19 protein-coding genes are annotated in these 25,501 nt (G+C 40.9%); 9 read left to right on the top strand and 10 right to left on the bottom strand.

Translation table 11 applies throughout. From position 1 onward, the window contains the following. Nucleotides 1-783 precede the first annotated feature (783 nt). Nucleotides 784-2,055, bottom strand: coding sequence for a glycosyltransferase (locus tag H6G41_RS31555; RefSeq protein ID WP_190751998.1), 1,272 nt, complete (start codon nucleotides 2,053-2,055; stop codon nucleotides 784-786). Between the two features lie 115 nt (nucleotides 2,056-2,170). Here H6G41_RS31555 and H6G41_RS31550 point away from each other — a divergent pair, with 115 nt between their 5' ends. Then, nucleotides 2,171-2,812 carry a TetR/AcrR family transcriptional regulator gene (locus H6G41_RS31550; RefSeq protein WP_190751996.1) on the top strand — a complete coding sequence of 214 codons (642 nt, stop codon included), beginning with the start codon at nucleotides 2,171-2,173 and terminating at the stop codon, nucleotides 2,810-2,812. Between the two features lie 106 nt (nucleotides 2,813-2,918). Here H6G41_RS31550 and acsF read toward each other — a convergent pair whose 3' ends face one another. Next, complete coding sequence (gene acsF, locus H6G41_RS31545) at nucleotides 2,919-3,995, bottom strand: magnesium-protoporphyrin IX monomethyl ester (oxidative) cyclase (protein ID WP_190751994.1); 1,077 nt, start codon at nucleotides 3,993-3,995, stop codon at nucleotides 2,919-2,921. Between the two features lie 462 nt (nucleotides 3,996-4,457). Further along, the gene (locus tag H6G41_RS31540) at nucleotides 4,458-5,627 is read right to left on the bottom strand and encodes a PAS domain S-box protein (RefSeq protein WP_190751992.1); all 1,170 of its coding nucleotides are present in this window, start codon (nucleotides 5,625-5,627) and stop codon (nucleotides 4,458-4,460) included. 841 nt (nucleotides 5,628-6,468) lie between these two features. Between H6G41_RS31540 and H6G41_RS31535 the strand changes: the two genes are divergently transcribed. Then, entirely contained in the window at nucleotides 6,469-8,247 is a 1,779-nt protein-coding gene (locus tag H6G41_RS31535; RefSeq protein ID WP_190751990.1) for an ABC transporter ATP-binding protein, read from the top strand. A gap of 240 nt (nucleotides 8,248-8,487) precedes the next feature. Further along, nucleotides 8,488-10,269 carry an ABC transporter ATP-binding protein gene (locus tag H6G41_RS31530; RefSeq protein WP_190751988.1) on the top strand — a complete coding sequence of 594 codons (1,782 nt, stop codon included), beginning with the start codon at nucleotides 8,488-8,490 and terminating at the stop codon, nucleotides 10,267-10,269. Here H6G41_RS31530 and H6G41_RS31525 read toward each other — a convergent pair. Next, nucleotides 10,259-10,429 carry a hypothetical protein gene (locus tag H6G41_RS31525; protein ID WP_190751986.1) on the bottom strand — a complete coding sequence of 57 codons (171 nt, stop codon included), beginning with the start codon at nucleotides 10,427-10,429 and terminating at the stop codon, nucleotides 10,259-10,261. The genes H6G41_RS31530 and H6G41_RS31525 overlap by 11 nt on opposite strands. 220 nt (nucleotides 10,430-10,649) lie before the next feature. Here H6G41_RS31525 and H6G41_RS31520 point away from each other — a divergent pair, with 220 nt between their 5' ends. Next, nucleotides 10,650-12,770 carry a DUF1565 domain-containing protein gene (locus tag H6G41_RS31520; protein ID WP_190751984.1) on the top strand — a complete coding sequence of 707 codons (2,121 nt, stop codon included), beginning with the start codon at nucleotides 10,650-10,652 and terminating at the stop codon, nucleotides 12,768-12,770. A gap of 127 nt (nucleotides 12,771-12,897) precedes the next feature. On the opposite strand, the gene H6G41_RS31515 is transcribed toward H6G41_RS31520, so the two are convergent. Together H6G41_RS31515 and H6G41_RS31510 are read right to left on the bottom strand one after the other, a co-directional pair. Continuing rightward, entirely contained in the window at nucleotides 12,898-13,512 is a 615-nt protein-coding gene (locus H6G41_RS31515; protein WP_190752002.1) for a DUF4129 domain-containing protein, read from the bottom strand. 122 nt (nucleotides 13,513-13,634) lie between these two features. Then, nucleotides 13,635-14,123, bottom strand: a complete 489-nt coding sequence (locus H6G41_RS31510; protein ID WP_190751982.1) for a DUF2243 domain-containing protein — start codon at nucleotides 14,121-14,123, stop codon at nucleotides 13,635-13,637. Between the two features lie 181 nt (nucleotides 14,124-14,304). On the opposite strand from H6G41_RS31510, the gene H6G41_RS31505 reads away from it, so the two are divergent. After that, nucleotides 14,305-14,790 carry an NADAR family protein gene (locus tag H6G41_RS31505; RefSeq protein ID WP_190751980.1) on the top strand — a complete coding sequence of 162 codons (486 nt, stop codon included), beginning with the start codon at nucleotides 14,305-14,307 and terminating at the stop codon, nucleotides 14,788-14,790. 486 nt (nucleotides 14,791-15,276) lie between these two features. Beyond that, the gene (locus tag H6G41_RS31500; RefSeq protein WP_190751978.1) at nucleotides 15,277-18,054 is read left to right on the top strand and encodes a GAF domain-containing protein; all 2,778 of its coding nucleotides are present in this window, start codon (nucleotides 15,277-15,279) and stop codon (nucleotides 18,052-18,054) included. A 156-nt stretch (nucleotides 18,055-18,210) separates the two neighbouring features. On the opposite strand, the gene H6G41_RS31495 is transcribed toward H6G41_RS31500, so the two are convergent. Next, entirely contained in the window at nucleotides 18,211-18,369 is a 159-nt protein-coding gene (locus H6G41_RS31495) for a hypothetical protein (protein WP_190751976.1), read from the bottom strand. 253 nt (nucleotides 18,370-18,622) lie between these two features. On the opposite strand from H6G41_RS31495, the gene H6G41_RS31490 reads away from it, so the two are divergent. Both H6G41_RS31490 and H6G41_RS31485 read left to right on the top strand, forming a co-directional pair. Beyond that, nucleotides 18,623-19,393 carry a hypothetical protein gene (locus tag H6G41_RS31490; protein WP_190751974.1) on the top strand — a complete coding sequence of 257 codons (771 nt, stop codon included), beginning with the start codon at nucleotides 18,623-18,625 and terminating at the stop codon, nucleotides 19,391-19,393. Between the two features lie 162 nt (nucleotides 19,394-19,555). Continuing rightward, nucleotides 19,556-20,314, top strand: a complete 759-nt coding sequence (locus H6G41_RS31485) for an MBL fold metallo-hydrolase (protein WP_190751972.1) — start codon at nucleotides 19,556-19,558, stop codon at nucleotides 20,312-20,314. A 29-nt stretch (nucleotides 20,315-20,343) separates the two neighbouring features. Here H6G41_RS31485 and H6G41_RS31480 read toward each other — a convergent pair whose 3' ends face one another. Continuing rightward, nucleotides 20,344-21,546 (bottom strand): glycosyltransferase family 4 protein, encoded by a 1,203-nt coding sequence (locus H6G41_RS31480; RefSeq protein ID WP_190751970.1) that lies wholly within the window; start codon nucleotides 21,544-21,546, stop codon nucleotides 20,344-20,346. Nucleotides 21,547-21,693: 147 nt separating this feature from the next. Further along, the gene (locus H6G41_RS31475; RefSeq protein WP_190751968.1) at nucleotides 21,694-22,554 is read right to left on the bottom strand and encodes a phosphate/phosphite/phosphonate ABC transporter substrate-binding protein; all 861 of its coding nucleotides are present in this window, start codon (nucleotides 22,552-22,554) and stop codon (nucleotides 21,694-21,696) included. A gap of 197 nt (nucleotides 22,555-22,751) precedes the next feature. Here H6G41_RS31475 and H6G41_RS31470 point away from each other — a divergent pair, with 197 nt between their 5' ends. Next, nucleotides 22,752-23,663, top strand: a complete 912-nt coding sequence (locus H6G41_RS31470) for a DUF3365 domain-containing protein (protein ID WP_190752000.1) — start codon at nucleotides 22,752-22,754, stop codon at nucleotides 23,661-23,663. Nucleotides 23,664-23,832: 169 nt separating this feature from the next. Here the strand turns inward: H6G41_RS31470 and H6G41_RS31465 are convergent, their stop codons facing one another. After that, nucleotides 23,833-25,203, bottom strand: coding sequence for a serine/threonine-protein kinase (locus tag H6G41_RS31465; protein WP_190751967.1), 1,371 nt, complete (start codon nucleotides 25,201-25,203; stop codon nucleotides 23,833-23,835). Nucleotides 25,204-25,501 lie beyond the last annotated feature (298 nt).

Genomic DNA, 25,501 nt, shown 5'->3' with positions numbered 1-25,501 from the left:
CTCTCTTTGACTGACTTTAACCTCAGTCTGGTTATTTTCTTTACTTGACGCAGGTATATGTTATATACTGGCTTTCAAACTATAATATTTTCAAGGTTCGGTGTCCTTTGGTCGCCGCCACAAGTGCGCTTGTCCTCAGGTGCTTACTCAATATAACGAGTGTAAAGAGGTTTGTCAACTATTTCTTCAAAAATTTTTTTGAGTATGTTGTTAATAACGATGTAACCCCTGATTGGCAAGGGTTTTGGTCTATAAGTTGAAAAGGTACAAGAATCTTGTTTGCTATAGGCGAACTCGTGAGTTTACTCAATAATTTAAGTGCATTTGTACTATAAAGAGAAAGCTGGCGCGATCGCCATCACCCAACACAACCTGACAATGAGTAACATTGAGTTATGTAACCAGCGATCGCATTGTTGATATGCGACCTCAAGCCTTATGGAATATTCTCTGCTCGACTTTTGATATATGATCGCTCTTTAACAAAAAATGCCGTCACCTGGTGCTAAGTAAGGATAGGAGGCTGCAATCAGTCCACTACAATAGCAAAACTCTCGTTTCTGATATGAAATGTCGATTTTGTAGGAAGATTTGCTACTTAATGGCACTGAAGTCGAGTTAAGGATAGTCGTTGATAATAACCAAAAAGGATAAAGGAGACAAGGGGGATAGGTGTTTGTAATTCATTGAGGATTGCTACATTTACGATAAAATGACTTTAGAGCCTTAAAGGGGAATGGTATTCAAGCAGATTTGATTGCTTTATCCTCCAAAGAAAGTTCATCAGGCTACTCTGAGACTTTCGATTTCTTGAATTACGGAAACTGCATTGGCGATACCATCTTCATCTCGGATTTTTGCGCCCAAGTTAGCTGCACGCTGACGTATAGTTTTATTGGTAACAGCCTGTTGAATTGCTTGTGCAAGTCGTTCAGATGTCAGTTCTTTACGTGGAATTGGTTCTGTACCAACACCTAATTGTGCTACACGTTTTCCCCAAAAGCTTTGGTCTCCAAAGAAGGGAATAATAATTGTTGGAATCCCCGCTCTCAAACCTGCTGCTGTGGTACCTGCGCCACCGTGATGCACGACCGCCGCGACATGTTTGAAGAGCCATGAATGGGGTATGGAGTCCACAAGATAAACTCTATCCGGCAAATTTTCTGTATGCAAACCGCTCCAACCAGAAAACAAGATAGCTCGTTGTTGAGTTTTTTCTAGGGCTTGCAAGATAAGCTCAGCGGTTTGTTCGGGATTTTGGTTACCCATACTGCCAAACCCGATATAAATAGGTGGTGACCCACCATTAAGAAATTCTATTAGGGCTGAAGGTGGAGTCCAATCTGCTGCTGGATCTAAAAACCAGTAGCCGGTGACGTGGGTATTCTGCCAATCCAAGGGTTTGGGAATTACAGATGGGCTGAAACCATAGAGAATTGGATAATTATGGAGATTAATATGTTTGTAGGGGCCGAAAAATGAGGCTACGGGTAAATTAAGCACTTGCTTTCGAGCTGATGCATCGCCTATACGAGATCCCTGCCACATGATTTGTCGGATCACATGATGGGACAGCCAATTCACCATCCCTCCGAACCTGGCTAAGGATTGGGGAAAAAGAACACCAGGAAATGTTGTTGTTGGGGTAAAGGGGAAAACATAGGCTTGTAGTAAGGGAATACCCAATTTCTCAGCCAGTGAAATACCAAGGTATAACCCACCAACTCCTGTCAGCAATAAATCCATACCTTGGCAGGCTGCTAAACCTGCTTGCGCCCAATTAATAGCTGCACGTTCGGTTTCTTTTGCTGTGTATGCAGTAATCGCTAGAAAGTTCCCCTTTGCTAAAAGATCCCGCATTTCCTGGGTTTCAATTATTTCTTGTACGTTCCCCAGCATGGGACAAAATTCTAGATTATGGGAACTCACCTGTTGTGCAAAGTTTTCATGGGTCAATAGACGCACGAAGTGACCTGCTGCTTTTAAGCCTTTACCTAAAGCAATATAAGGTTGAACATCCCCTTGACTTCCCAAGGCAATGATAGCGATACGCATAACTGGCGCTCCTATTGGGGAATAAATGACAATTACGTCATTTTGACGATAGCGTCATTTTGATGATAGCGTCAACACCGGGTTATGCTAGGTTAATCGCTATTTTTGCTGCAATATGAAGCCTTCTCGTCGAACATCAATTGGTTTAGAAAAACGAGAACGGACGCGATCGCGTCTGATTGCGGCAGCCTATCGGGTATTTGCTAGCAAAGACGCAGATACTGTGACTATTGACGACATTATTATCCAAGCAAAAGTTGCTAGGGGAACGTTTTATAACTATTTTCAAACTAGAGAAGATGTACTAAAAGCGGTTGCAGCATCCTTGAGTGATGAAATGAATCAAAAGATTTGGGCACAGTCTGTAGCGATAGAAGATCCGGCGGAACGAATGGCGATCGCTCTTCGCCAATTTTTACATCAAGCAATGCGGGATTCTACTTGGGGATGGGTGATTGTCCGCATTGGATTAGTTGCAGCGCCATTGAGCGAAACGATAGAAAGGGGTGTGATGACTGACTTGGAAGCAGGTATACGCTTGAACCGTTTTCGGGTTGATAGCTTGCAAGTCGCAATCGATCTAATTTTGGGAACGGGGCTGATGGCAATGCGGAGTATTTTGGCAGGACATACAGAGCCTGATTACCCGGAGCAGATCGCTAAAATTATTCTCAAATCCTTGGGTGTCGCTGATGCTGATGCTCGGGCGATCGCTTTTAAATTGCTTGAGCCGCTGCAAGGTGATAGTACTTTCTAAAAAATCGCCTTTCTCAGTATTTACTTATCTTTACATAGTTTGGTTTTTCCCGCCGACCTACTTACTTGTTTAGCGGAAATGCAAAAAGTGCGATCGCCTCAACTATCTAACAAACTTGTCCCCGCAATGCTTCGGTATCAATGGGTTTAATCAAGTAAAGTAGCAATAGATTCCAAACAATCGCGGTAATAAACGGTATTTTCCGCATTAATTTTACAAACTTAGGCTGAGAACTGCGCTCAATTTCCATCAATTTAAAGTTGTAATCCGAACAGCGATGCAAACGCGAGAAAAATTTGGGATGTTCGGTATTTAACATCACCGGAAAAGCGCGTCCAGCAGTTTCATTAGTATTGCGCACTACTTGACGGTCAAATTCCGTTGCATCCAGCCCCAAAGAATGATAAAATCCAGCGCGTTCGTGAACTGTTAAAGTGTGGGTAGCAAATACCGATAACAGAAAAAAGCGACTCAACAGTCTAGCTTTCCAGGTTTTCCACAATTGGGGTTGCGATCGCAATAAAGCTTTAAAAATATCCCCATGACGGTTTTCATCCTGACACCAGCTTTCAAAATAGCGGAATATCGGGTAAAACTGGTTTTCTGGGTGCTGTTGCAAATGATGATAAATAATGATGTAACGCCAATAGCCGATTTTTTCTGAGAGATATACCGTGTAAATTACCCACTCAATCGGGAAAAAGGTATAGGTGCGTCTTTTGGTAATATCAGCCAAATCCAGCGATAATTTAAAATCGCCCATAGCTTTATTCAAAAATCCTGCATGACGCGCTTCATCACGCGCCATCAAGTTAAATATTTCCGACAACAGGGGATTGCGATTTTTTAGCTTGCGCGACAGTTCCTTAAACAGCAAAAACCCAGAGAACTCGGAAATACAAGAACGTTCCAAATACTCAATAAAAGACTGGCGTGCTTCGGCTTCAATATGTTCCCAAGACTGCTCAAACGCCTCATCCCGTACAAAATGATGGCGGTTGTAATCTGCCCGCATTTCTGCTAGCATCGCCTGCAACTCTGTTTCCTGCGCAGACAAATCTAAGCTAGCCGCAGTTTCAAAATCTGTAGTATAAAACCGGGGAGTCAGTACCGTTTCTTTGCTTGGTGCTTTAATTCCCTGCTTTGGTTCTTTCGGGGCAGACTGGGATAAGGTATTAACCATGAGTTCTCCGGTAGCTTGCTTAAAAATTAAATAACTATCAAGTTATATTTAGTTTAAATGGTTAACCCGCTCTTGTTGCTAAAAGATTTACAATCCTTTAATTTGCGTACTAGGGAATTTATCGGTTATGTTGACTGTTGACTGTTGTACGGGCGGGTTCACAAATATCCTCACGGATCAACGATTATTCTCAATAAACCCGCCCCTACTGACTGTTGACTGTTTATCTCGTTTCCAGCCTCCGGTTGGAAATGTGGATTCGTGGGCTACCGCCTCGTCTTTTGATAAATTGCATAGCGTCATAAATCTACGCTCCCATATATCCTCAAAATCTTGAGTCTACTTCAGTAGGGGCGGGTTCACAGATATGCTCCAATAATTCACGACTATCTCGCTTAACCCGCCCATACTTGGGTTATTAGCCTTGAGCAAAGTCGAAAGGCGGGTGACAAAGCTTCACAGTTAACCATCAAGATGCAAAATAATGTGTTTTTGTGCATCAAAACTAATTACACCTTGTTGTTTGAGCTTACTCATAAAACGTGTAATTGTGACTCTATTAGCACAGCAAGCATTAGCAATATCTTCATGCGTTAAACGAATGCTTAAGCGTGTTCCTCCTGGGATAGGTTCACCAGTTTCTTGCTTGAGAAAGTCTAAAAAATAATATAAGCGCTCTTCTACTTGGCGTTTTCCAGAAATCGCTAGCAAAGATTCAGTCTGCTGTAATCGTTGATTAATTTTGGGTAAAAGCTCTTGGCTGAGTTGGGTAGAAGCTGCTATTTCTGATGAATGAATTGATTGTAACTCCACATCAGATAAAGCTATGGCTTGGTATATCTTTAAAGAAGTCATGCTAGCACCAAATATCATTCCTGCTCCTACCAAACCCATCAGCACTTCTTCGCCTGTTTCACAGAAAGTACTGAGTTTAACCCAACCCCGATGAACTTGAAAAATCTGTAGGGGGCTGAGAGAAATATTGTCTCCTTTAGCATATTTATATAACCTGCGGTCTTTGATAATGCTGGTGACATTATCAATTTTTGCTTCTTCCCATTGGTGGCGTTCGGTTATATTTCGGATTAACCAATGCAGCGAGATAACTTTACCCTGTTGATTGCGAACAGCTGCTACTGTAACAGTTGCAGGAAAAATATCCCCATGACGTTGTTGTAAATTTACTAATAATTCTGTATTTCTATCTGATTCTGCTAATCGGTTGATTTCGCTGCGAACTGGTTGACGTTCTGCGATGGGAACAAAGTTAATAATTGGTTTACCAACTAAAAATTGTTGAGAAATATTCAGTAATTTTGCTGCTTTTTGGTTTGCTTCTTGAATAATACCCGATGCATTGGTCATTAAATAAGCATCTGGTGCTGACTCAAATAAATCTTGATAGCGTTGGCGTTCTGTTTCTAAAAAGTTTTGCGATCGGATGAGTTCTTCATTTTGGTGATATAGTTCCTCAACAGCTAACTGCAATGTTTTTGAACTGTGATGAAGTTCCTCGAAAGCTTTTGGTAGCATTTCTGATGGCATCCAAGGCAAGATAGTCGCCGTTTGATATAGATCGGCTAAACGTTTTTGTAAGACTTCTGTGCGTTGGAAAAACATCTCTAGGTTCATGACCATTTTTTATTATTGCAGCTGTTAAGTAGGTTTTATACTTGAAAAAAACATTTCACATTGTGAAAGAGTCAGATTTTTCATAAAAATCTTCATGACTGGCATTATGTAAACCAATTAATCATTAACTGCTGAATATATCTAGAGTGAAAAATTGCTGTTGATTGTGATTTTTCAGCGGATTTAATGAATAAATTATAACACGAGGCAGGGTAAGTACCACATTTATCTGAGCTGGCACTAGCAAAGGATCATATAGCAGCCAAACTCATAGATTGCTAATGCTTTTACTATCCCCGGTGATATTTTGTATTTTCCCTAGCCACAATGTATGGCAATTGACAATATTTAGGATTCGCTATATTAATGCTTAAGCTAGGAAAACATTGAGGTTATATACAAATTTCTTCATATACATTCATACTTCCTCACAATTGACTTCTAAATTATTTATATTTAAAAGCTCAATAAATCCCTACGCCCTTTTTAAATAGAGGTAGGGATAAATAGGTGTTGTGATTTCATTACTTTTAAGTTAATTGAGTATTAGTCTATTTTTTAGTGTCTGTAGATATATTAATTATTAAGATTAGTTGTAATATTAGCGACATTTAATGTGGGGCATGGGGCATTGGGCATTGTCAAGAATTTTGGATTTTAGATGGCAATCAAATTCAGCGGGAAAAGTTTTGCGGGTTTGAGCTTTTCTAGATGTATAAATATTTTTGCCTAACTATATTATCGCGATCGCATTCTTTTCTCTAACCTCTACTTTTGTGTCTCATGTCACCCTTAGCTGAATATGCGAGATAATCTGTTAAAGATACAGGGGTGAATTCCATTGCTACCACAATCAGAACTCACTGAAAATTCTTCACTGCAAGCAATCCGGCGGGTGCTAGGAAGCTTGAGCAATTACCGATGGATTTCTTTAGGGGCTTTGTTAAGTCTCTTACTTTTGACAGTTGCAAACGCTGTTACCCCCCAATTATTTCGCTGGGGAATTGATGGCGGGATTATACCGCGAAATCTGCAAATTATACTTTATAGTGCGGTATGGATGGTTGTAGCGGCGATCGCTCGCGGTTTGTTTAATTTTGGTCAAAGCTACTGGGCGGAAGCGGCTTCCCAAGGTGTAGCTTACGATCTCCGCAATAAAATTTTTAGCAAAATTCAAAACCTAAGTTTTAGCTATCACGATCGCTCGCAAACTTCCCAGCTATTAACCCGTGTTACTAGTGATATTGAACAAATCCGCACATTTGTTGGTACTAGTTTAATTCAAGTCATCGGTGCAGTGGTGACATTGGTAACTATTGCCGTAATTCTGTTAATTATGAATTGGCAGTTGGCATTAATTACCTTAACAGTAGTGCCAATCTCAGGCTGGTTAATGGCTAGATTCATTACCCGCAATCAAAAAATATTCGGACAGGTACAAGAGCAACTGGGTAATTTAAATGGGGTGTTGCAAGAGAATTTATTGGGTATTAGGGTAGTTAAGGCTTTTGTGCGCGAGTCTGCGGAAAGGTTGCGTTACACCGAACTGAATAATAGTTTGGTCAAAGCCAACATGAAGACCATTCACGCTATTCATAATACCTTCCCTTTTATCTTTTTTCTGAGTAATTTGGTGACTTTGGCAGTTTTTGCCTATGGGGGAGCGCAGGTAATTGGTAAGCAGTTCTCGATTGGTGAACTGGTAGCTTTTAACTCTTATTTAATATTAATTCTCCAACCAATTTTACTCATTGGTTTTGCAGCGCCAGCGATCGCATCAGCAGCAGCTTCCGCCCAACGAGTTTATGAAGTAGTCGATGCGGCGGTGGAAATACGCGATCGCCCCAATGCGGTTGATTTTCATACTTGCGGTGGGAGAATCACCTTTGAAAATGTTTCCTTTCGTTATCCGGGAGCTGCAACCCCAGCCTTAAGGAATGTTTCTTTTGAAACCAAGCCCAGGGAATTAATCGCCATCCTCGGTATGACAGGTTCCGGGAAAAGTACGATCATGAACTTGATTCCCCGGTTTTATGATGTCACTGAAGGAGCAATTCGCATTGATGGGCGGGATGTGCGGGATTTTACTTTAAAAAGTTTGCGATCGCATATTGGCATTGTTTTCCAGGAAACCACCTTATTCTCTGGCACCATCCGCGAGAATATCACCTATGCTAAACCCCATGCCAGCTTAGCAGAGGTAATTGCCGTCGCCAAAACAGCGCAAATCCATGATTTCATTACCACCTTACCCGACAGCTACGAAACAATGGTAGGGGAAAGAGGTATAGGTTTATCTGGGGGACAAAAACAGCGAATTGCGATCGCCCGTACCTTACTCACTGATTACAGCATTTTAATTTTGGATGACAGTACCTCCGCTGTCGATGCCCAAACAGCGGCGCAAATCCAAGCCGAACTTGATAACTTCATGCGTCAAAAAGCTTGCGTCACCTTTGTTGTCGCCCAACGCATTAGCACAGTCAAAAATGCCGATCGCATATTTTTAATTGATCAAGGACGATTAGCAGCCCAAGGAACCCATGAAGAGTTAATGGAAACCAGCCCGCTTTACGGCGTGATTTTAGAATCTCAAGTCAAGCACAAGGAGGGTAAATGATGTTGCTGTGTCAGCAGAGGGGGTAGGGAGCAGGGGGAGAACGATTTGTAGCTGGGATTTAGAGGACAAATCACGAGAAAATCACACAACCAAACATGACAATCTCTTTCCCCTAATCCCTAGCCCCTAGCCCCTAGTCCAAAATCCAAAATCCAAAATCCAAAATCCAAAATCCAAAATCCAAAATCCAAAATCCAAAATCCAAAATCCAAAATCTAAAATCTAAAATCTAAAATTCTTATGAGAGGTATGGGCCCTGTTGTTGCACCTGAGCAACAAGCAACTAATCAAATCTCCACCTTGCGCCGCTTTTTACAATATTTTCGACCTTACCGCAAAGAAATTCCTATTGCCTTGACATTAGTTTTAATTGGTGCATCTACACAAGCGATCGGGCCATTTTTACTTGGTTGGTCTGTTGATAACTTAATTGCCAAGGGTAATTTACAGGGTTTGCTGCTCTTATTACTCTTACTAGCGCTAATTTACGGGCTGGGTATCTGGGCAATTCGCGGTCAAATTATGCGCGTTGGCTGGATTATGCAGCGTTTGCTAGCCCAACTGCGACAAGATATTTTTCTGAAAATTCAAAGTCTACCATTAAGCTTTTTTGACCGTAGCGAAGCCGGCGATTTAATGAGCCGTTTATTAAATGATGTTAACACCGTAAATCAGGCGTTTGGGCAGACCATCGCCCAAATGCTAGGTAACACCTTCAGCTTGGTAGGTATTGTCATTGCCATGCTGACAATTAATCTGCAACTGGGTTTATTAAGCAACTTAGTTGTACCCCTGATGATTTTAACCACAAGCTTTTTTGCTCGTTGGGCAAGAGATAAATTTCGCGTCACCAGAGAAACCATTGGCGAACTTTCCGCCAAATTGGAAGAAGATATTGGGAGTGTCCGAGAAGCCCAAGCCTTTAATCGCGTACATCTCAACATTGCCGAATTTGATATTCTCAACGCCGCCAACCGCGACGCTAATGTGGAAGCTGTCGCCATTACTGCGGCATTTTTACCATCAATTGATTTTCTCAACACCCTCGCCACCGCCGGGGTTTTAGCTTATGGCGGCTATTTAGCTTTCACTGGTAGTGCAACTGTGGGTGTAGTCACATCATTTTTACTATATGTGCAACAGTTCTTCCGCCCTATCCAAATTCTCAGCCAATTTTACACCCAAGCACAATCAGCCTTCGCTGGCTTAGAGCGGATTTTCTTGCTATTAGATGAACCATCCCAATTGAATGATGCGCCCAATGCAACAGAAATGCCAGCCATTCAAGGCGAGGTGATGTTTGACAATGTCAAATTTGGCTATAACCCAAACCAACTGGTGCTTAAAGGTGTAAATTTACACGCCAAGCCAGGGCAAACCATCGCCTTAGTCGGCCCTACAGGATCGGGTAAAACGACAATTATTAATTTAATATTGCGTTTTTATGATGTTTCTGAAGGCGCAGTAGAAATTGATGGCATTGATGTGCGTAGCGTTACCCAAGCAAGTTTACGCCGACAAATTGGCATTGTATTGCAAGATAATATTTTATTTAGCGGCACCGTAGCGGAAAATATTGCCTTTGGTGTTCCCCATGCTACCCAAGCGGAAATTGAAGCTGCGGCACAGATGGCAAATGTCCATGAGTTTATTACTTCCTTACCCCAAGGTTACACTACTCAGTTAGGCGAACGCGGCGCACCCCTGAGCCAAGGACAACGCCAACTAATTAGTATTGCCCGTGCGGTATTGATTAACCCAAGGATATTGATTCTCGATGAAGCGACTAGTAGCATAGATACGCGCACAGAAACATTAGTCCAAACTGCGATCGCACGTTTATTGCAAGGTCGTACTAGTTTCGTAATTGCCCACCGCCTCAGTACTGTTACTCAAGCCGACCAAGTGCTAGTAATTCAGCAAGGACAAATCGTGGAACGAGGTACTCATACAGAATTAATTGCGGAGCAAGGTATCTATTCAAACCTTTATGCCCTCCAATTAGGTGCAGCTAATACATAATAGGGCATGGGGCATTTGCCAATGCCCCATCTAAAAAATCTTCTGCCATATTTGCAGGACACATACCACAAATATGGTTAATATATTTAAACAATGTTAAATCTACTGAATTTAACAGGTTTTCATTAAGAATGAGCGCTTTAGCTGCAATAAGCAGCATTTGCTACAGGGTGTATCTTTTCGGGTTGAGCTATCAAACATTGGTTTTATCTACCAGCGCTTAATAACACTTAATATTTACGTAGACAAAAACCAGTTTTTTGGACTCATGACTGTGTATATCCCAATAGGCAATTAGTGAATATGTTGAGTAACATAATCGACATACTATTAATTCAGAGTATAAAAATTTATTCTATCTTCACAGGAGTGCTGTCACCGTGATTTCCCCTATTGTGTTTCCTAGAGATCGTAGGTCTGAAATTCTGCCAGCAACGGTAGTTGCTAAAGGCGATCGCTCAGTTTCTTTAACAGAATTCGGGCTAAATACAGTTAGTCGCGCTTCCGTATTATCATTGAGCGTAGGTATAAGTCTAGCTCTATTAACTACATTGGGAACCAGTATTGGCAGTGCTTTTGGCCAAGTGCCGCCTGTGGGAGAAAAACAAATTTCTCAGGTAAATGTACTGTTTGTCAATCCTGGTATCGGAGAAGACAAAGAAGGCAATGGAGGCGAACGCAATCCTTTTAAAACTATTACGCAAGCCTTACAAAAAGCTACACCTAATACAGTAATTACCCTGAGTCCAGGTACTTATAGTAGTGAAACCGGAGAAGCATTCCCCTTAATCCTCAGACAGGGGGTTTCAATTCTTGGAGATGGGAATAATCAAGGTCAAGGAATTACAATTCAAGGTGGTGGTGAATATCTCAGCCGCAGTTATGGTGGTCAAAATGTGACAATTGTTGGTGCAAATCAAGCTAATGTCACTGGAGTAACAGTCAGTAATCCCAATCCTCGCGGTTATGGTTTGTGGATTGAATCAAGTAGTTTAGTGGTTTCCCACAACACATTTACTGGAAATACCCAAGATGGGGTATTTGTCACGGGTAGTGCGACACCAACTATTAGCCAGAATAACTTTTATCGCAATGGAGCCAATGGGATCACTCTTGCAGGTACTTCCCAAGCCCAAGTAAGAGAAAATACCTTTCAAGAAACTGGCTATGGCATTAATATTGCCCAAAATGCTGCTCCGGTAATTTTGAACAATCAAATTCAGCGTAATCGCTCTGGTATTATCGTCCAAGCTAACGCCCGCCCAGTTTTGCGGCAGAATATTATTGAGGGCAATAAAGAAGATGGGATAGTAGCGATCGCTCAAGCCATGCCTGATTTAGGTAATAATGCTGAACCTGGTAGTAATAAATTTCGCAATAATGCCCGTTACGACATTAACGCCAATGCTGCCAAACAGGTAATTACTGCTGTAGGGAATAATCTCGCCAGCGATCGCATTGCTGGTAGAGTTAATATTCAAGTTCCCAGAACACTCATCGCACAAAATAACCAACCTGCCTCTGGCGGGCCTCAGGAAGTACCCAGCAATGGTGAAATTATCTTCGCTGCGCCTGGAGTTTCGGAAACTCCTAACCGGATCAATCCACCATCAGCCAACAACAGTAATTCTGGCAATAACCTGAATATTCGCAAATTAAATCCTCAACTACTACCACTGCACCCAGCCAATACATCACGCATCGCTCCCAAACCCAAACCAGTCACACCTACACCAACAGTTAACTCTAGCGTTCCCGGCTTTCCAGTCCCCAGCAGCTTGGTAGGCGGACAAACACCAGCTGCTAATGGCAATATGCCCCAGTTGAATTATGTCCAAATTAATACTAATGCAATTGAGTTTACCCCACCCCAACCGCCAACCAACTCTGTAGTTCAGCCTGCATCAAGAACTAGGGGTAAAAAACAGTCGTCACAAAGGCGACCGGCTGCGCCTGCGGGTAACTCTAGTCTTTTGCCCGTTCCTAATTCTAATATTCCCATCGGGAATACCCGGAATATGCGCAGAGTCCCAGTCCCCGAAACTTATCCTACCGGGAATTATGGCGTTTCCTCACCGAATAATATTCCACAGAATATTGCACCCATGAGTGCTGACACTTTACCCAATGCGGTAGCCCCGGTTAACAGTCCCATACCCGATAGTGGCATGAGACCTATGGCGAATAGTCCCATACCTGATGCTGGCATGAGACCCATAAATCCCGATTCCTTACCCAATCCTGTATTGCCAATGGGTAGCAATCCTCCATCCTATGTTGGGATGGCACCAATGGGTGTACGTTTCCGCGTCTTAGTAGAAGTCGCCAATGAGCGGGATCAAGAAGTCGTGAGATACCTTGTTCCTGGTGCTTTTTCCACAGTCTCCCAAGGTCGCAACTTCATGCAAGCAGGAGTATTTAGCAATCGTGCTAACGCTGAAGGCATAGTCAACATGCTCAACAGCAGCGGTTTAAGAGCAGTAATTGAAGTGTTGAATTAATGAAAAACTCCACCCACAAGGGGATGGAGTTTTTGGGCATGGGGCATGGGGGAGGCAGTAAGTTGCAGAGGAAAGTTTTCCTAAATCCCCTTTCCCCGCCCAACAGTCAACAGTCAACAGTCAACAGTCAACCATCAAGTCCAGCTATTTCGCGATACGCTTGTTGGCAATGCTCATAATTTTCTGGCAGAATTTCCGCATTGCCAAAACACAATTGTTCGTGAGTCGTAATTAAAGTTTCATAGGGCTGGATAGGGGTAACAATGGAACGTAACAATTGCAAGTATTCGCCATCAGTGCGACTGGGTTGATGGCGAATGATGCTGCGATCGTGTAAATGTTGTAATAAAGCCAGATACAGACAACGGCAAGCTTCGCGATAATTACCTTGGCGATACAATTGTTGCGATCGCTCTAACAATAAACTCACAGATAATTCATCAGCTTCTACTGTTCGGTTAGTAGCAAAATTATTGCCCCTGTTTCTCAACCAAGAATATATATAAGGGCGAAATTCTTGCCACAATCGCCAAATCACCCAGACTAACAATCCAGCAACAACCAGCCAGAATAGTACATTCAGTAACTTAGCTAGCCAAGGACTGATTGACCATTCCTTAGGCCATTCTGGTATTGCCGATCGAAACCGGGAAAACTCATATTCTGTCCATTCTCCCACTTGTTGGCGTAACTGAGAAAGTTGCCAATCCCAGCTAGTTTTTTCAAAAGAATCTGTTGGCATAGAGGATGGTTGACGGTTGACAGTTAAAGGCGCTGCACTGAAGTTCACTTGAAGTGTTGACTGTAGTCACTGACTACTGACCACTGACCACTGACCACTGACTACTGACTACTGACCACTAACTACTGACTATTTATAACTTTGCTACGTTTTATCATGAGCCAACCAAATATCACAAGTAATGCACCAAATAGGAGAAATCCTAAATCCCAAGCTAGCTGATTTGGCCCTGATTTGACATGGTGGATTCCCAAAATTTGATGATCGATTAGTCCTTCAACTAAATTAAACAATCCAAAACCCAAGAGTATAGATCCCAGAAAAGTTTGCCCTGACCAAGGAACATCATCACGCCCCCCAGCCCGCCATAATAAAGCTACGCCAACTACTGTCAGCACCCAGTCTAAGGCATGAAATAAACCATCCCATATCATATTCAAATCTATATTTGAGGTGCTGGTGAGGGGACGAACATTACTTAACATATGATGCCATTGGAGAATCTGATGCAGCACAATTCCATCAATAAATCCTCCTAAACCTAAACCGAGGAAAATTCCTGCAATAATTAGTGGCTGAAGTGAGTTAATTTTGTCACTTTTAACCTCCATATTCAACTCCATATACAAGCATATTTACCACCATAGAATTGTTGTGCTAGCAATATCTTCTGTCTTGAGGCAAATGCTAACTTCTTATTTACAGTAGAAAATTTCCTGCTAGGGAGTCCAAAGAGACGCTAATTACCATATACATGCATGATAGAAGTTGATATTGAAGAGCAATTTTCAAATGACTATTTACTTTTACAAGGTTTGGCAGCCTTATGGCTGTTTTTCTAACTTTTCTCCCCACCCAATTCAAATCCAGGGTACTTATTGGTCAACGGTTGAGCATTATTATCAAGCACAAAAGTTTGTTGGTAGTATAGATGCAGCGATCGTACCTCTGATCCATAAAGCCAAAACTCCAGAAGAAGCTGCTGCTTTAGGGCGCTGTAGCAGCCGCCAAATCCGCTCTGACTGGAATTTGGTAAAAACTCAGGTGATGCAAGAGGCTGTTCTCAAAAAGTTTTTGACTCATGCTGACATCCGAGATATTCTTTTAAGCACCGGCGATGAAATTTTAGTTGAGAATTCTCCCAATGATTATTTTTGGGGCTGTGGTATGAATAAAACTGGTGAAAACCATCTCGGTAAAGTTTTGATGAGTGTACGTGAAGAAATTCGCAAGCGACTGTCTGTAACAGCAATTGCCGAAAAGCATTTGCAGTATTAATTACATTCATACGCTGAGTGAGCAATCAAGAGGGGGGAATAATTCCATTCCCCTTATTAGTTAATATTCAGCTATATTCCTTTTGGAATATTTGCTGATTTATGTAAAAAACATCTTGTAAATACGTATTTATTTATACAGATATAGAGATTTATTTAAAATTTGCTAATTTGCATAAAATTACCGTATGCATCTCTAGATTGATAGTTATAAAATTAGTTGTTTAATAATTAACTTTTTCTTAAATTTAGCCTGTAAATTTCAGATATTTACCGAGGGAACTACAGGTAAGCATGAGTTGGATAGACTTTTTCTATACAGCTTCTCTTTGTAAAAAAACATCAGAGTAACCGTACCCTTAACCTAGGGGGAGCAAAGCATCCCTAAATGGCGGAAATGTCTGGAAAAAGGAAAAATCCAATTCAGCAAACTAACTTAATTAAGGGAAAGTTGAATTGTTCTAAATTACTTTAGCGCATACAACTAATGACATTTACGGATGAAGCAGATGGGTTGCAGCTACCCTTTGATCCGCAGGGTTTACTGCATCGAATGACCAGTCAGATTAGGCGATCGCTAGAACTTGGAGAAATTTTAACAGCAACTGTTGCCGAAGTGCGTTCATTTTTGGGTACAGACCGAGTTATGGTTTATCGGTTTGATGAGGATGAGAGTGGGGAGGTGATTGCGGAATCGATTCACGAACAGGGTTTACCATCTCTATTGGGGTTACACTTTCCCGCCAATGATATTCCCCAGCAATCCAGAGAAATGTTTATCACCGCCCGCCAAAGGGTAATTGTAGATGTAGTTAATGGTCAAACTGGGTTATCGCCACTACACTCACCAGAAACTACCCAATATCGAGAAGTAGATCCATGTCATCTGCAATACTTAACGGCAATGGGAGTACAGTCTTCCTTAGTAGTGCCGATTTTGTATTTTAACCTGAAAGAGCAATCAGCAAAGCCGCAATTATGGGGATTGTTAGTATCGCACCACAGCCAGCCCAGAAGTATTTTGCCCTGGGAACTGAAATTATTACAACAAGTTATAGATCAGCTAGAAATTGCGATCGCGCAAAGCAATCTCCTCAACGAAACCCGCTCTCAGCAAAGACTAGAAGCCGTTCTGAATCAAGTCAGTATTCTCTTGCATCAGTTACCAACCATCCAAGTAGAAAGCGCCCTAGAAACAACCATCGCTGCTTTTGCGGGAACTGGTGGCAGATTGTATATTGAGCAGAGTGGGGAACTTTATACCAGGGGCGAACAACCTCGCTTACTCCACGAATCAGCAAAGATCACCTTGGAACAGCATCCGATTTGGCAAAACTGGATGACTGAGTTTAAACCAGGTCAGGTGTTAGCAATTCCCGACCTTTACAAAGAAGCGCCTTTGCAATTTTTAGCGTTAGCTTTTCAAGCTACTAAAATTCGGGGAATTTTAGTGATTCCCCTACATTATCGCCACAAATTTATTGGTGTTTTAACTATTTTTCGTCCAGAATTTGATACAGAAATTTTGTGGGCTGGACGCTGCGAGCAAAATCAACGCCAACAACTACCCCAACTTTCTTTTGAGATTTGGCGAGAAGAGAAAAAAGGCCAAGCACCTAAATGGAAACCTCAAGATATTTTCTTAGGACAAGCCTTAGGCTATCACTTCTCAATGGCAATTCAGCAGCAACAAATGTACCAACAAGTGCAGGTACTAAATAGCAACTTAGAACAACGAGTCCAGGAGAAAACTGCTGAACTAGAAAAATCATTAATGATTACCAAGGTAATCAAGCAAATCACAGAGCAAATCCGCAGTACATTAGACTTAGATCTCACCTTGCAAACTATTGTGCAGGAAGTCCGCCCTTTGCTCAATTCTGACCGGGTGTTAATTTTCCAAATATTGCCTGAATCTGAGAGTCAGGTAATTGTAGAAGAGAGCAATGGTAACTATCCTTCGGTGTTAGGAATTAAAGCACCCGAAAACTGCTTTCCTGATGAGTATACTCGCTTGTATCTTCAAGGCAGAGTGCGCGCAATTCACAATGTTTCCACAGCTATTTTGAGTGGTTGTCATCGAGAATTTTTGCAGAGTATGCAAGTACAAGCTAATTTAATTATCCCCATCAAAATGGGTATGCAACTATGGGGATTATTGATTGCACATCAATGTGATGCGCCACGAGATTGGCAAGATACAGAAATTGAGTTAATGCTACAGTTAGCAGATCAGGCGGCGATCGCTATTCAGCAAGCACAACTTTATGAACAAAGTCAAGCTGCGGAAATTCAAGCTAAGGCTAAAGCTCAACAGTTAGAACAAACTTTATATGAACTGCAACAAACACAAACACAATTGATTCAAAACGAAAAAATGTCTAGTTTGGGTCAGTTAGTTGCAGGAATCGCCCATGAAATTAATAATCCCGTTAACTTTATTTACGGTAACTTGTCTTATGCCCAGGACTATACTCAACAACTTATAGAACTTTTACGCCTCTACCAGTCTCACTATACCCAACGCGATCGGGAAATTCACGCTTTAGAAAAAGCGATCGATATAGACTTTCTCGCCCAAGACTTACCAAAAATCATCTCCTCCATGCAAATAGGAGCCGATCGCATCTGTTCTATTGTCCTATCTTTACGCAATTTCTCGCGTTTGGATGAGGCTGAATATAAGCCTGTTGACCTCCACGAAGGCATTGACAACACTTTACTGATTTTACAACATCGTCTAAAATCTACTGTCGATTTTCCGGGAATCCAAGTAGTTAAAGATTATGGTGAATTACCCTTTGTCAAATGTTATGCCGGACAAATGAATCAGGTATTCATGAATATTTTGAGCAATGCTATTGATGCTTTGCAAATACCCACAGATCGTCATCAATCCTTTCAGCCTTCCATTTGTATTTCCACTAGAGTCTCAGCTGATAATTCTTTTGTTCTCGTTCGCATTGCTGATAACGGGCCGGGAATGACAGAAGAGGTGAAACAACGAATTTTTGATCCTTTTTTTACAACTAAACCTGTAGGCAAGGGTACAGGTTTAGGTTTAGCTATTAGCTACCAAATTATAGTCGAAAAACATGGTGGCATAATTGAATGCGTCTCAGAAGTTGGCAAAGGTACAGAATTTTGGCTGGAATTAGCCCTCAATCCCCAATGCAAAGTCAATAATCACTATATCAATTCTTTAGTGCCAACCTCCCAGAGATGGCAAAATAAAACTATTTTTCATAAATTCACAAATTATTGAGTAAGTACTCATTTAGCTAGTGGTTTGAAGCATATTATATTGCGTAGTTTGGATAAATAACTTCATATATTTTCAAAATTGATTGTCAGAAAAAGTAAAGTTTATTGGCAAATAATATAGCGACTGCTTAACCTAGTGCTAATCTAATAATTGAAGCTACAAAGCTTCCCTGGCAGATATAACAGCTGCATTGGAAAATAAGTAAGAGGTAAAATAAGCTGTTTGATTTACTTCTGTCTCGCCAACAAGAAACAGCAACACCCAACGCGAAAACTGATATTTCCTCAAATATTTATTATCAGGGGGCGCTGTCACTGTTTTTCGTTGCTTTAATCCAAAGTAATGAAATTTAGTACATCCCTGGCTAGAATATACAAGTAGAGGAAAGACGGCAGCGAGTAGAAGTTTGGGTGTTGTTTTGTTTTTTGGTCAATGGTCAATAATCAATGGTAATTGGTGTTGATAACTAACAACTAACAACTGACAACTGACAACTGACAACTCTGAGCAAAATTGGTATAAGCTTGTACAAAGTTAAATAGCATTCATACAGTTGAAATAGCGCCTTATGTCTATAATTGCGCTCAGAGCATGGTACATACAAGATTATGAGCCGATCCCCGAATTGGAAAAACGTCCGCCAGATATCCGTCTGAGTAAGAAAAGTCTGTTGCGATCGGGATTGAGAGCAGATTTTTTAGAAGATAGTGATGAAGTGAAACAATCGACTTGGTTTGGGCGCTATCTAGAAGGGGAAAATATTGAATTTTATATTGAAGGTAGTGGTGGCTATTGCGTCGCTAACATTGACTTGATCAGTCATGAAATTTATTTCACCAAGCAAGCGCTGTTAGCTCAATTAGAACCAACAATTTTTTTATGCTATCAAACTGAGTATGCCGCAGCGAGTGAGGCTTTGCGAGAAGGATTGCAAAAAACTTTAGAAAATTTGAACAAGCGATCGCGTCTTCCCCTGGCTTTAGTAGAATCATATCGTCCGGCGACTGGCCCCTTAAGGCTTTCGGCAGGAATTTTGCGCAAAATCCGCAAGAGTTTATTATTTATTGCAGATACCACAGCGATCGCTAGCATCCCTGGTAAAGAAACTACACAATTGGTTCCCAGCCCCAATGTCTGTATTGAAATCGGCTATGCAATTCAAAGTAAGCGATCGGAACAAATTTTACTAGCGCAAATGCAACGCCCAGACTTAGAAGGCGAATTTCCCTTTGATTTACCCAAGCAGCAAATTCTCCAATTCCAAGACAGCAAAGAACTCAATAAAATCCTCACCGTTGCAATTCCCGCCCAGCTTGCAAGGTTTAAGCTGTTTTTTTAATTGAATTATCTTTGTTAAGAATTACAAAGAAATTCATAATATGAATTAGGTGTGATCTCCACCAAAGATAAAAAAATACAATTCTCATACCTAAGTTAAGAGGATTGTAATTTTGAATTTTGAATTTTGAATTTTGAATTCCCCGAAGGGGTTGACTGTGCTATGCATGTAACTTGGTTAGACAGCAATAGTTGGCTGATTGAAATCGCAGGTAAACGAATCTTACTAGACCCTTGGTTAGTGGGTGCGTTAACCTTCAGTAATTTGGATTGGCTATTTAAAGGTACTCGACTCACAGAACGCCCCATACCAGAAAACATTGACTTGATTCTGCTGTCTCAGGGTTTAGAAGATCATGCGCACCCACCAACACTCAAACAACTTAATCGCCAAATTCCGGTGGTAGCTTCTTTGAGTGCAGCAAAAGTAGTGCAGAATTTAGGTTACATTTCTGTGACAGCCTTAAATCCTGGTGAAACTTTCACATTTCAAGATGATTTAGAAATCAAAGCCACTACTGGTTTGTTTGCAGGCCCTAACACCAGAGAAAATGGTTATCTTCTCAAAGATTTGCAGAGTAGTTTAACCTTATACTACGATCCTCATGGCACCCATGACCCGCAAATTCAGCAAGCTGCACCAGTAGATGTGGTAATTACACCTCTAATTGATTTGAGCCTACCCTTAGTAGGGCCGATTATTAAGGGAACAAACAAAGCTTTAGAAGTAGCCAAGTGGTTAAAACCGCAAGTCATGCTACCCACAGCCGCCGGTGGCGATGTTATCTTTGAAGGATTAATCGACAAATTTCTGACAACTGCGGGTAGTGTTGAGGAATTTCGGGCATCATTAGCACAGAACAATCTCAGCACCAAAGTAATTGAACCAGTACCAGGCGATCGCATTCAATTGCAATTTTAATTTAGTAGTGAGGACTTCAGTCCTCATTACTAGGTAACATCTTTAATTAATTGAAGATGTTGCGGTAGCAAACTAGCTAAATCGTAACGTTCTAGCGCAGTTTTCCGCGCATTAACGCGCAATTGAGCCATCTTAGTAGGATGATCTAAGACTTCATCAATGCGATCGGCAATTTTTTGTGGTGAGAAGAAATCTACTAATAAACCATTTTCACCATCGCGAATAATCTCCGTCACAGGCGCAGTATCAGAACCCAACACTAAACATCCTGTAGACATAGCTTCAATCATCGACCAAGAAAGTACAAATGGTCTAGTTAAATAAACATGTACAGAAGATGCTTGAATTACTTTCAGATATTGTGCATAGGGTAAACTGCCAGTAAAGTGAACCCGTGATAAATCGAGGGGAACTTTGTTTAGCATCAACTCTTTAAAAGTTTGACCATTTGGCAAAGACTTACCGTAGCAAACTCGATCTGAGCCAACAATTACTGCATGACAATTAGGTCTGCGTTCTTGGACATAAGCTAGAGATTCGATAAACTGGGGAAAACCGCGATAAGGTTCCATACCCCGCGCTACATAGGTGACAATTTCATCAACACCAGATAGGTCAAGATTTGGTAGTACAAGTTTAGCTTCAAGATTAGGTTTAAAGAATTCTGTATCAACTCCATCGTGGAGAACGGAAATCTTATCATGAAATTCCTTAGGGAACTGAGATTTTTGCCAATTGGTTGGTGACAAACCGCGATCGCAAGTATATAAATCAATTAATATCGGTGCATTTTTCACCCGAATACGTGCAACATCATCAACAGTCAATGGTTCAGTGGGATCGAAATCTGCATCTGTACCCAGAGCATGATAAAACCATTCAAAATAACAAATTAGCGGCGTGTTAGGAAATGCATCCTTGACAAATAAAGTCGGGCCCCAGCCAGAATGTCCACAAATGACATCCGGGACAAAACCTTTTGCTTTTAGTTGTTCAGCCAGCTTATATACTGCTTGACCGTGTAAAACTGCACCTTCTAATGGGCGAACATAATGATGGGTTGAAGGATGAGGATCGCGATTTGGCTCAAAAATCACCTTATTAATCCCAGGTAAATTAACTTCGCGATTTTTAGTTGCAAATACCACCACATTCTTGGGATCTTGAGCCAAAGTTAAAGCTACATGACGATACTGAGCCGGAAAGTTGTTATGAAGAAAGAGAATTCGCATATAGGGGTTAGGGGCTAGGGGTTAGGGGTTAGAGAGAATTAGAAAACAAGAACAACTGACAACTGTACGGGCGGGTTCACAGATATCCTCAAATATTCATAACGATCTCCCATAAACCCGCCCCTACTGACAACTGACAACTGACAACTAACTAACAAACAACCGCACAGGTTTAGTTTGTAGTTGAGGAGAAATTAATCTGACTCGCTCAACTACAGAAATCATGTATTGGTAATCGGGTATTGTACCGTTGGGGACATAACCTACTTCTTGCGCTAAAGAGGAAGGAAACTCATTCATGATTTTGCGGATGTACTCTTGACGATTCCGTTCGACATTAGGGCCGATCAACGCAACACCAGGCGGGACATAATGGAGATCGGTGTGAAGTATGCGAAACTGAGTTTGTTGTAACTCAGAACTGTAAAGATTATACTCAGCAATCGAAACAGCACCAGCAGCGGCTTTGCCTACAGCTACCCATTCCATAACTGTTTTGGGTGTGGGTGCAAAGATTAGTTCGCTAAGTGTCAGCCCATAAAGATTGAATAGAGGAAAATAATATCCTGTTGCTGACCCAACTTGACCTAAAGCTACGATTTGATTTTGTAACTGTTTTAATTCTGAGATTGGGCTATCTTTGCGCACGACAAAAACCGATCGCAAATTACTCACCCCGACTAAAGGAAAAATGGGTACGTATTGATAACGCGCGATCGCAATTGCAGCTAAACCAGGCGGTGCAAATACCAAGTCCCAGGCCCGCGCTGCTAGGCGTTCAGTTGCTTTATTTTCGTTAAAAGCAGGCTCTAACTTAATGTGTGATTTAGTTTTTTCTGCTAGGTAGCGATTAAATTTCGCGTACTGGGTAATTATTTCTTCTCCACCACCATAGCTGATGCTACCAATAGTTAATGCACCTTCAAAGGGCGATTTTGGTTTACACCCATGTACCGCCGAAAACAGCATTTGAAACAGAAAAACACGACGAGATAATTTCCAAGACATTAGTAATTTAGTTAAGCAAAAACTATCTGGCTTTTAGGCTAAGAAGTGATACAGCTTAATATTAACCAAGGATTCAATTAATATTTGTTTACTTTTGAAGTATCTGCTAGAAACCAGCTATAAGTAAAATTAGTTAGATTAAGTTTACCCAATAGTATGTAAAGTTTTGTCTAGAGATAATAATTATGTTGAAAAATATGTTGAAAAAATTCAAAGATTTAAATATCGGTACTAAATTTAACTTGCTGTTGATCGTAGTTTTTATCATTAGCATTGTCATCAGTGGTACAGCCTTATCAAGTTTACTCCAACGCAGAGCGCAAAATGAAGTTACTGCCAAAGCTCTGATTTTGAGTAAAACCATGAACTCTGTCAGACAATATACGCAAGACCGCGTTAATCCTTTACTTGCACCCAGACTAGAAACTGAACCGGTGTTTATTCCCGAAACAGTCCCAGCTTTCTCAGCTACAGAAGTATTTGAAAATTTACGGAAAAATCCAGAATATAGAAATTTTTTGTATAAAGAAGCAACAATTAATCCAACTAATTTAAGGGATAAAGCTGATAGTTTTGAAACTGAAATTGTCGAACGATTCCGCAACAACCCCAAGCTGCAAGAAATTGCTGATTTTCGCAACTTTCCTGAAGGAACAGTATTTTATATTGCCCGTCCCTTGGCTATCACCCAACAAAGCTGTCTGCGTTGTCATTCTACCCCAGATCAGGCTCCTAAAAGCCAGTTAACAACTTATGGAGCAAATAATGGTTTCGGCTGGAAACTCAATGAAATCGTTGCGGCTCAAATTATTTCTGTACCTTCTGAACAGGTTTTTAATAGCGCACAACAAACTTGGCTGTGGATCATGGGGTTGTTAATTGTTATCTTTGCGATCGTCGTTATTTTAATTAACTTCTTAATCAAGAAAACTGTCATTGAGCGCATTAGAAAAATTGAAAAAACCGCTCAGAAAGTCAGTACGGGAGATATGACTGCTAACTTTGATGAGGATAATAAAGATGAGATTGGTGGTTTATCTTCAGCTTTTAATCGGATGAAATATAGTTTACAAATAGCTATAGATATGCTAAATCAGCAGAGTCAATAATAATTCAAAATTCACATTTCAAGGCATTTTTAGTCAAGAATTGAAACGCCGATTAATTACAGCCTATTTCAGGTACATGAGTTACTGTGGATCAAGAAAGGCAGAGTTCAGCATACAAAAAGCAAAATCTTTCTGCCCTCTGCAATTTACAATCAGCTTAACTGAGTTTTTAAGAAAGTAGGCGTTGCTGAAATTCCTGTGCTTTTTTGATGTCAGGAATTTGTGATTTTAAAATATTTACAAGTTGCTCTTCTGTAATTTGGGGAGAAGATTTAATCGCTTTTTGGACTAAGAAGGTGGCGATGGGGCCAATTATAGCAATTAACTCCTGCTCGCATTGACGCACAAAGCGATCGCTAATAATCGGTATTTGTTGATGTGGTATAATATTTGACTTTGGTTGCGAATTTGTAGTACTCTCTCTGAGAAACATCATTGACCTCTGCTTAAACTCATTTTTTTCCCGTTCTCCGAGATGGAGTGATAAAGTATCGACAACTTCTTGATAGCTAGATGATGATGCAGCAATCTGCCTGATTAATGTTGGTGCTAAAGGCCCAACATATTGCAACAACAAAGTTTCTAAATATTTATACTGCTCCGGATTGAGAATCGAGGTTACGTCCTGTTTCACTGTGTTCTGTTGGGAACCAGAAGATTGGGGAATTTGGATAATAGATAACGGTGGTTGCGTCAGTTGAGATTCAACTTCAGTATCGCTATTAATCTGCTGTAATACTTGTAAAACTTCACTAGCAGTTTGGTAGCGCTCTTTAAAATGGTAAAGTACCATTTTTGAGAGTAAATGTGCTAACCAAGGACTAACTTGAGCTTGGTGTTGCCAAAGAATTTCCCCTGTAGTCGGGTCTTCTTGAAGTTGCTTGGGATGTAAGCCTGTCAAGGCCTGAATTCCAATAATACCTAAAGAATAAATATCACTATTAGGGCGAGGTTTCCCTTGTCCCTGTTCTGTAGCCATATATCCAGGAGTACCTATAGCAATAGTAGTATCTCCATGCCCGGCAACTGTTAGCAGTTGCGTTTGGATTTGTTTGACTGCGCCAAAATCAATGAGGACTAATTTGCAGTCTTGTGGCCGTCTAATTATATTGTCCGGCTTAATATCTCGATGGATAACTTTATGACTATGGACAAACTCTAAAATACCCAAGATTTGTTGTAGTAGGTGCACAACTTGTTCTTCTGTCCAGCGTTGACCGGGTAAAAATTCTGTTTTGAGAGAATGTCCTTGAATAAATTCTTGTACCAAGAAAAATTCTTGGTCTTGTTCAAAGTAAGCTAAAAGCCGAGGAATCTGGTCATGGTGACCCAATTTTTCTAGTGTTTCTGCTTCACTAGTAAATAAACGTCTTGCAGTTGTCAGGAATTCTGGGTTGTGGGTACAAGGCTTTAAATGCTTAACAACACACCTGGGCGAACCTGGCCGGTGTGTATCTTGTGCAATGTAAGTTTGCCCAAATCCTCCCCCTCCTAAGACTTGGAGAACTTGATAACGCCCGTCTAGTAAAGTTCCTAACATATGATGACTCGTCTAAGTCCTCATCTTAATCTTGACATATGTACTACTGTTGGTACCTCATATTGACAAAGAAGCCTTAGACCAGCGGTATTAAGTAACTAATGTTTAGTTTTTGAGTTTTTGTTGGACTTGCTAGTCTATTTTGAATTTCCCTCATGACGCGCATCTATATCATAAACACAGACCTCAACCAGCTGCTAAGTAAGTCGGCATGAAAAAACCAAAGTATGTAAAGATAAGTAAATACGGAGAATGCATCTACCGAGGTGGCTAAAATATGGGCGCTCGTTTAAGGGTA

This window comes from Tolypothrix sp. FACHB-123 (assembly GCF_014697075.1).
Classification (GTDB): domain Bacteria; phylum Cyanobacteriota; class Cyanobacteriia; order Cyanobacteriales; family Nostocaceae; genus Aulosira.
Note: the sequence above shows the minus strand (reverse complement) of the source record. Positions and strands in the feature narration are given on the sequence as shown.

What these genes read in the sequence shown, in the direction of transcription:
- H6G41_RS31555 (WP_190751998.1), bottom strand. Translation starts at nt 2,055, where the DNA reads ATGCGTATCGCTATCATTGCCTTGGGAAGTCAAGGGGATGTTCAACCT.
- H6G41_RS31550 (WP_190751996.1), top strand. Translation starts at nt 2,171, where the DNA reads ATGAAGCCTTCTCGTCGAACATCAATTGGTTTAGAAAAACGAGAACGG.
- acsF (WP_190751994.1), bottom strand. Translation starts at nt 3,995, where the DNA reads ATGGTTAATACCTTATCCCAGTCTGCCCCGAAAGAACCAAAGCAGGGA.
- H6G41_RS31540 (WP_190751992.1), bottom strand. Translation starts at nt 5,627, where the DNA reads ATGAACCTAGAGATGTTTTTCCAACGCACAGAAGTCTTACAAAAACGT.
- H6G41_RS31530 (WP_190751988.1), top strand. Translation starts at nt 8,488, where the DNA reads ATGAGAGGTATGGGCCCTGTTGTTGCACCTGAGCAACAAGCAACTAAT.
- H6G41_RS31525 (WP_190751986.1), bottom strand. Translation starts at nt 10,429, where the DNA reads ATGCTGCTTATTGCAGCTAAAGCGCTCATTCTTAATGAAAACCTGTTA.
- H6G41_RS31515 (WP_190752002.1), bottom strand. Translation starts at nt 13,512, where the DNA reads ATGCCAACAGATTCTTTTGAAAAAACTAGCTGGGATTGGCAACTTTCT.
- H6G41_RS31510 (WP_190751982.1), bottom strand. Translation starts at nt 14,123, where the DNA reads ATGGAGGTTAAAAGTGACAAAATTAACTCACTTCAGCCACTAATTATT.
- H6G41_RS31505 (WP_190751980.1), top strand. Translation starts at nt 14,305, where the DNA reads ATGACTATTTACTTTTACAAGGTTTGGCAGCCTTATGGCTGTTTTTCT.
- H6G41_RS31500 (WP_190751978.1), top strand. Translation starts at nt 15,277, where the DNA reads ATGACATTTACGGATGAAGCAGATGGGTTGCAGCTACCCTTTGATCCG.
- H6G41_RS31490 (WP_190751974.1), top strand. Translation starts at nt 18,623, where the DNA reads ATGTCTATAATTGCGCTCAGAGCATGGTACATACAAGATTATGAGCCG.
- H6G41_RS31485 (WP_190751972.1), top strand. Translation starts at nt 19,556, where the DNA reads ATGCATGTAACTTGGTTAGACAGCAATAGTTGGCTGATTGAAATCGCA.
- H6G41_RS31480 (WP_190751970.1), bottom strand. Translation starts at nt 21,546, where the DNA reads ATGCGAATTCTCTTTCTTCATAACAACTTTCCGGCTCAGTATCGTCAT.
- H6G41_RS31475 (WP_190751968.1), bottom strand. Translation starts at nt 22,554, where the DNA reads ATGTCTTGGAAATTATCTCGTCGTGTTTTTCTGTTTCAAATGCTGTTT.
- H6G41_RS31470 (WP_190752000.1), top strand. Translation starts at nt 22,752, where the DNA reads ATGTTGAAAAAATTCAAAGATTTAAATATCGGTACTAAATTTAACTTG.
- H6G41_RS31465 (WP_190751967.1), bottom strand. Translation starts at nt 25,203, where the DNA reads ATGTTAGGAACTTTACTAGACGGGCGTTATCAAGTTCTCCAAGTCTTA.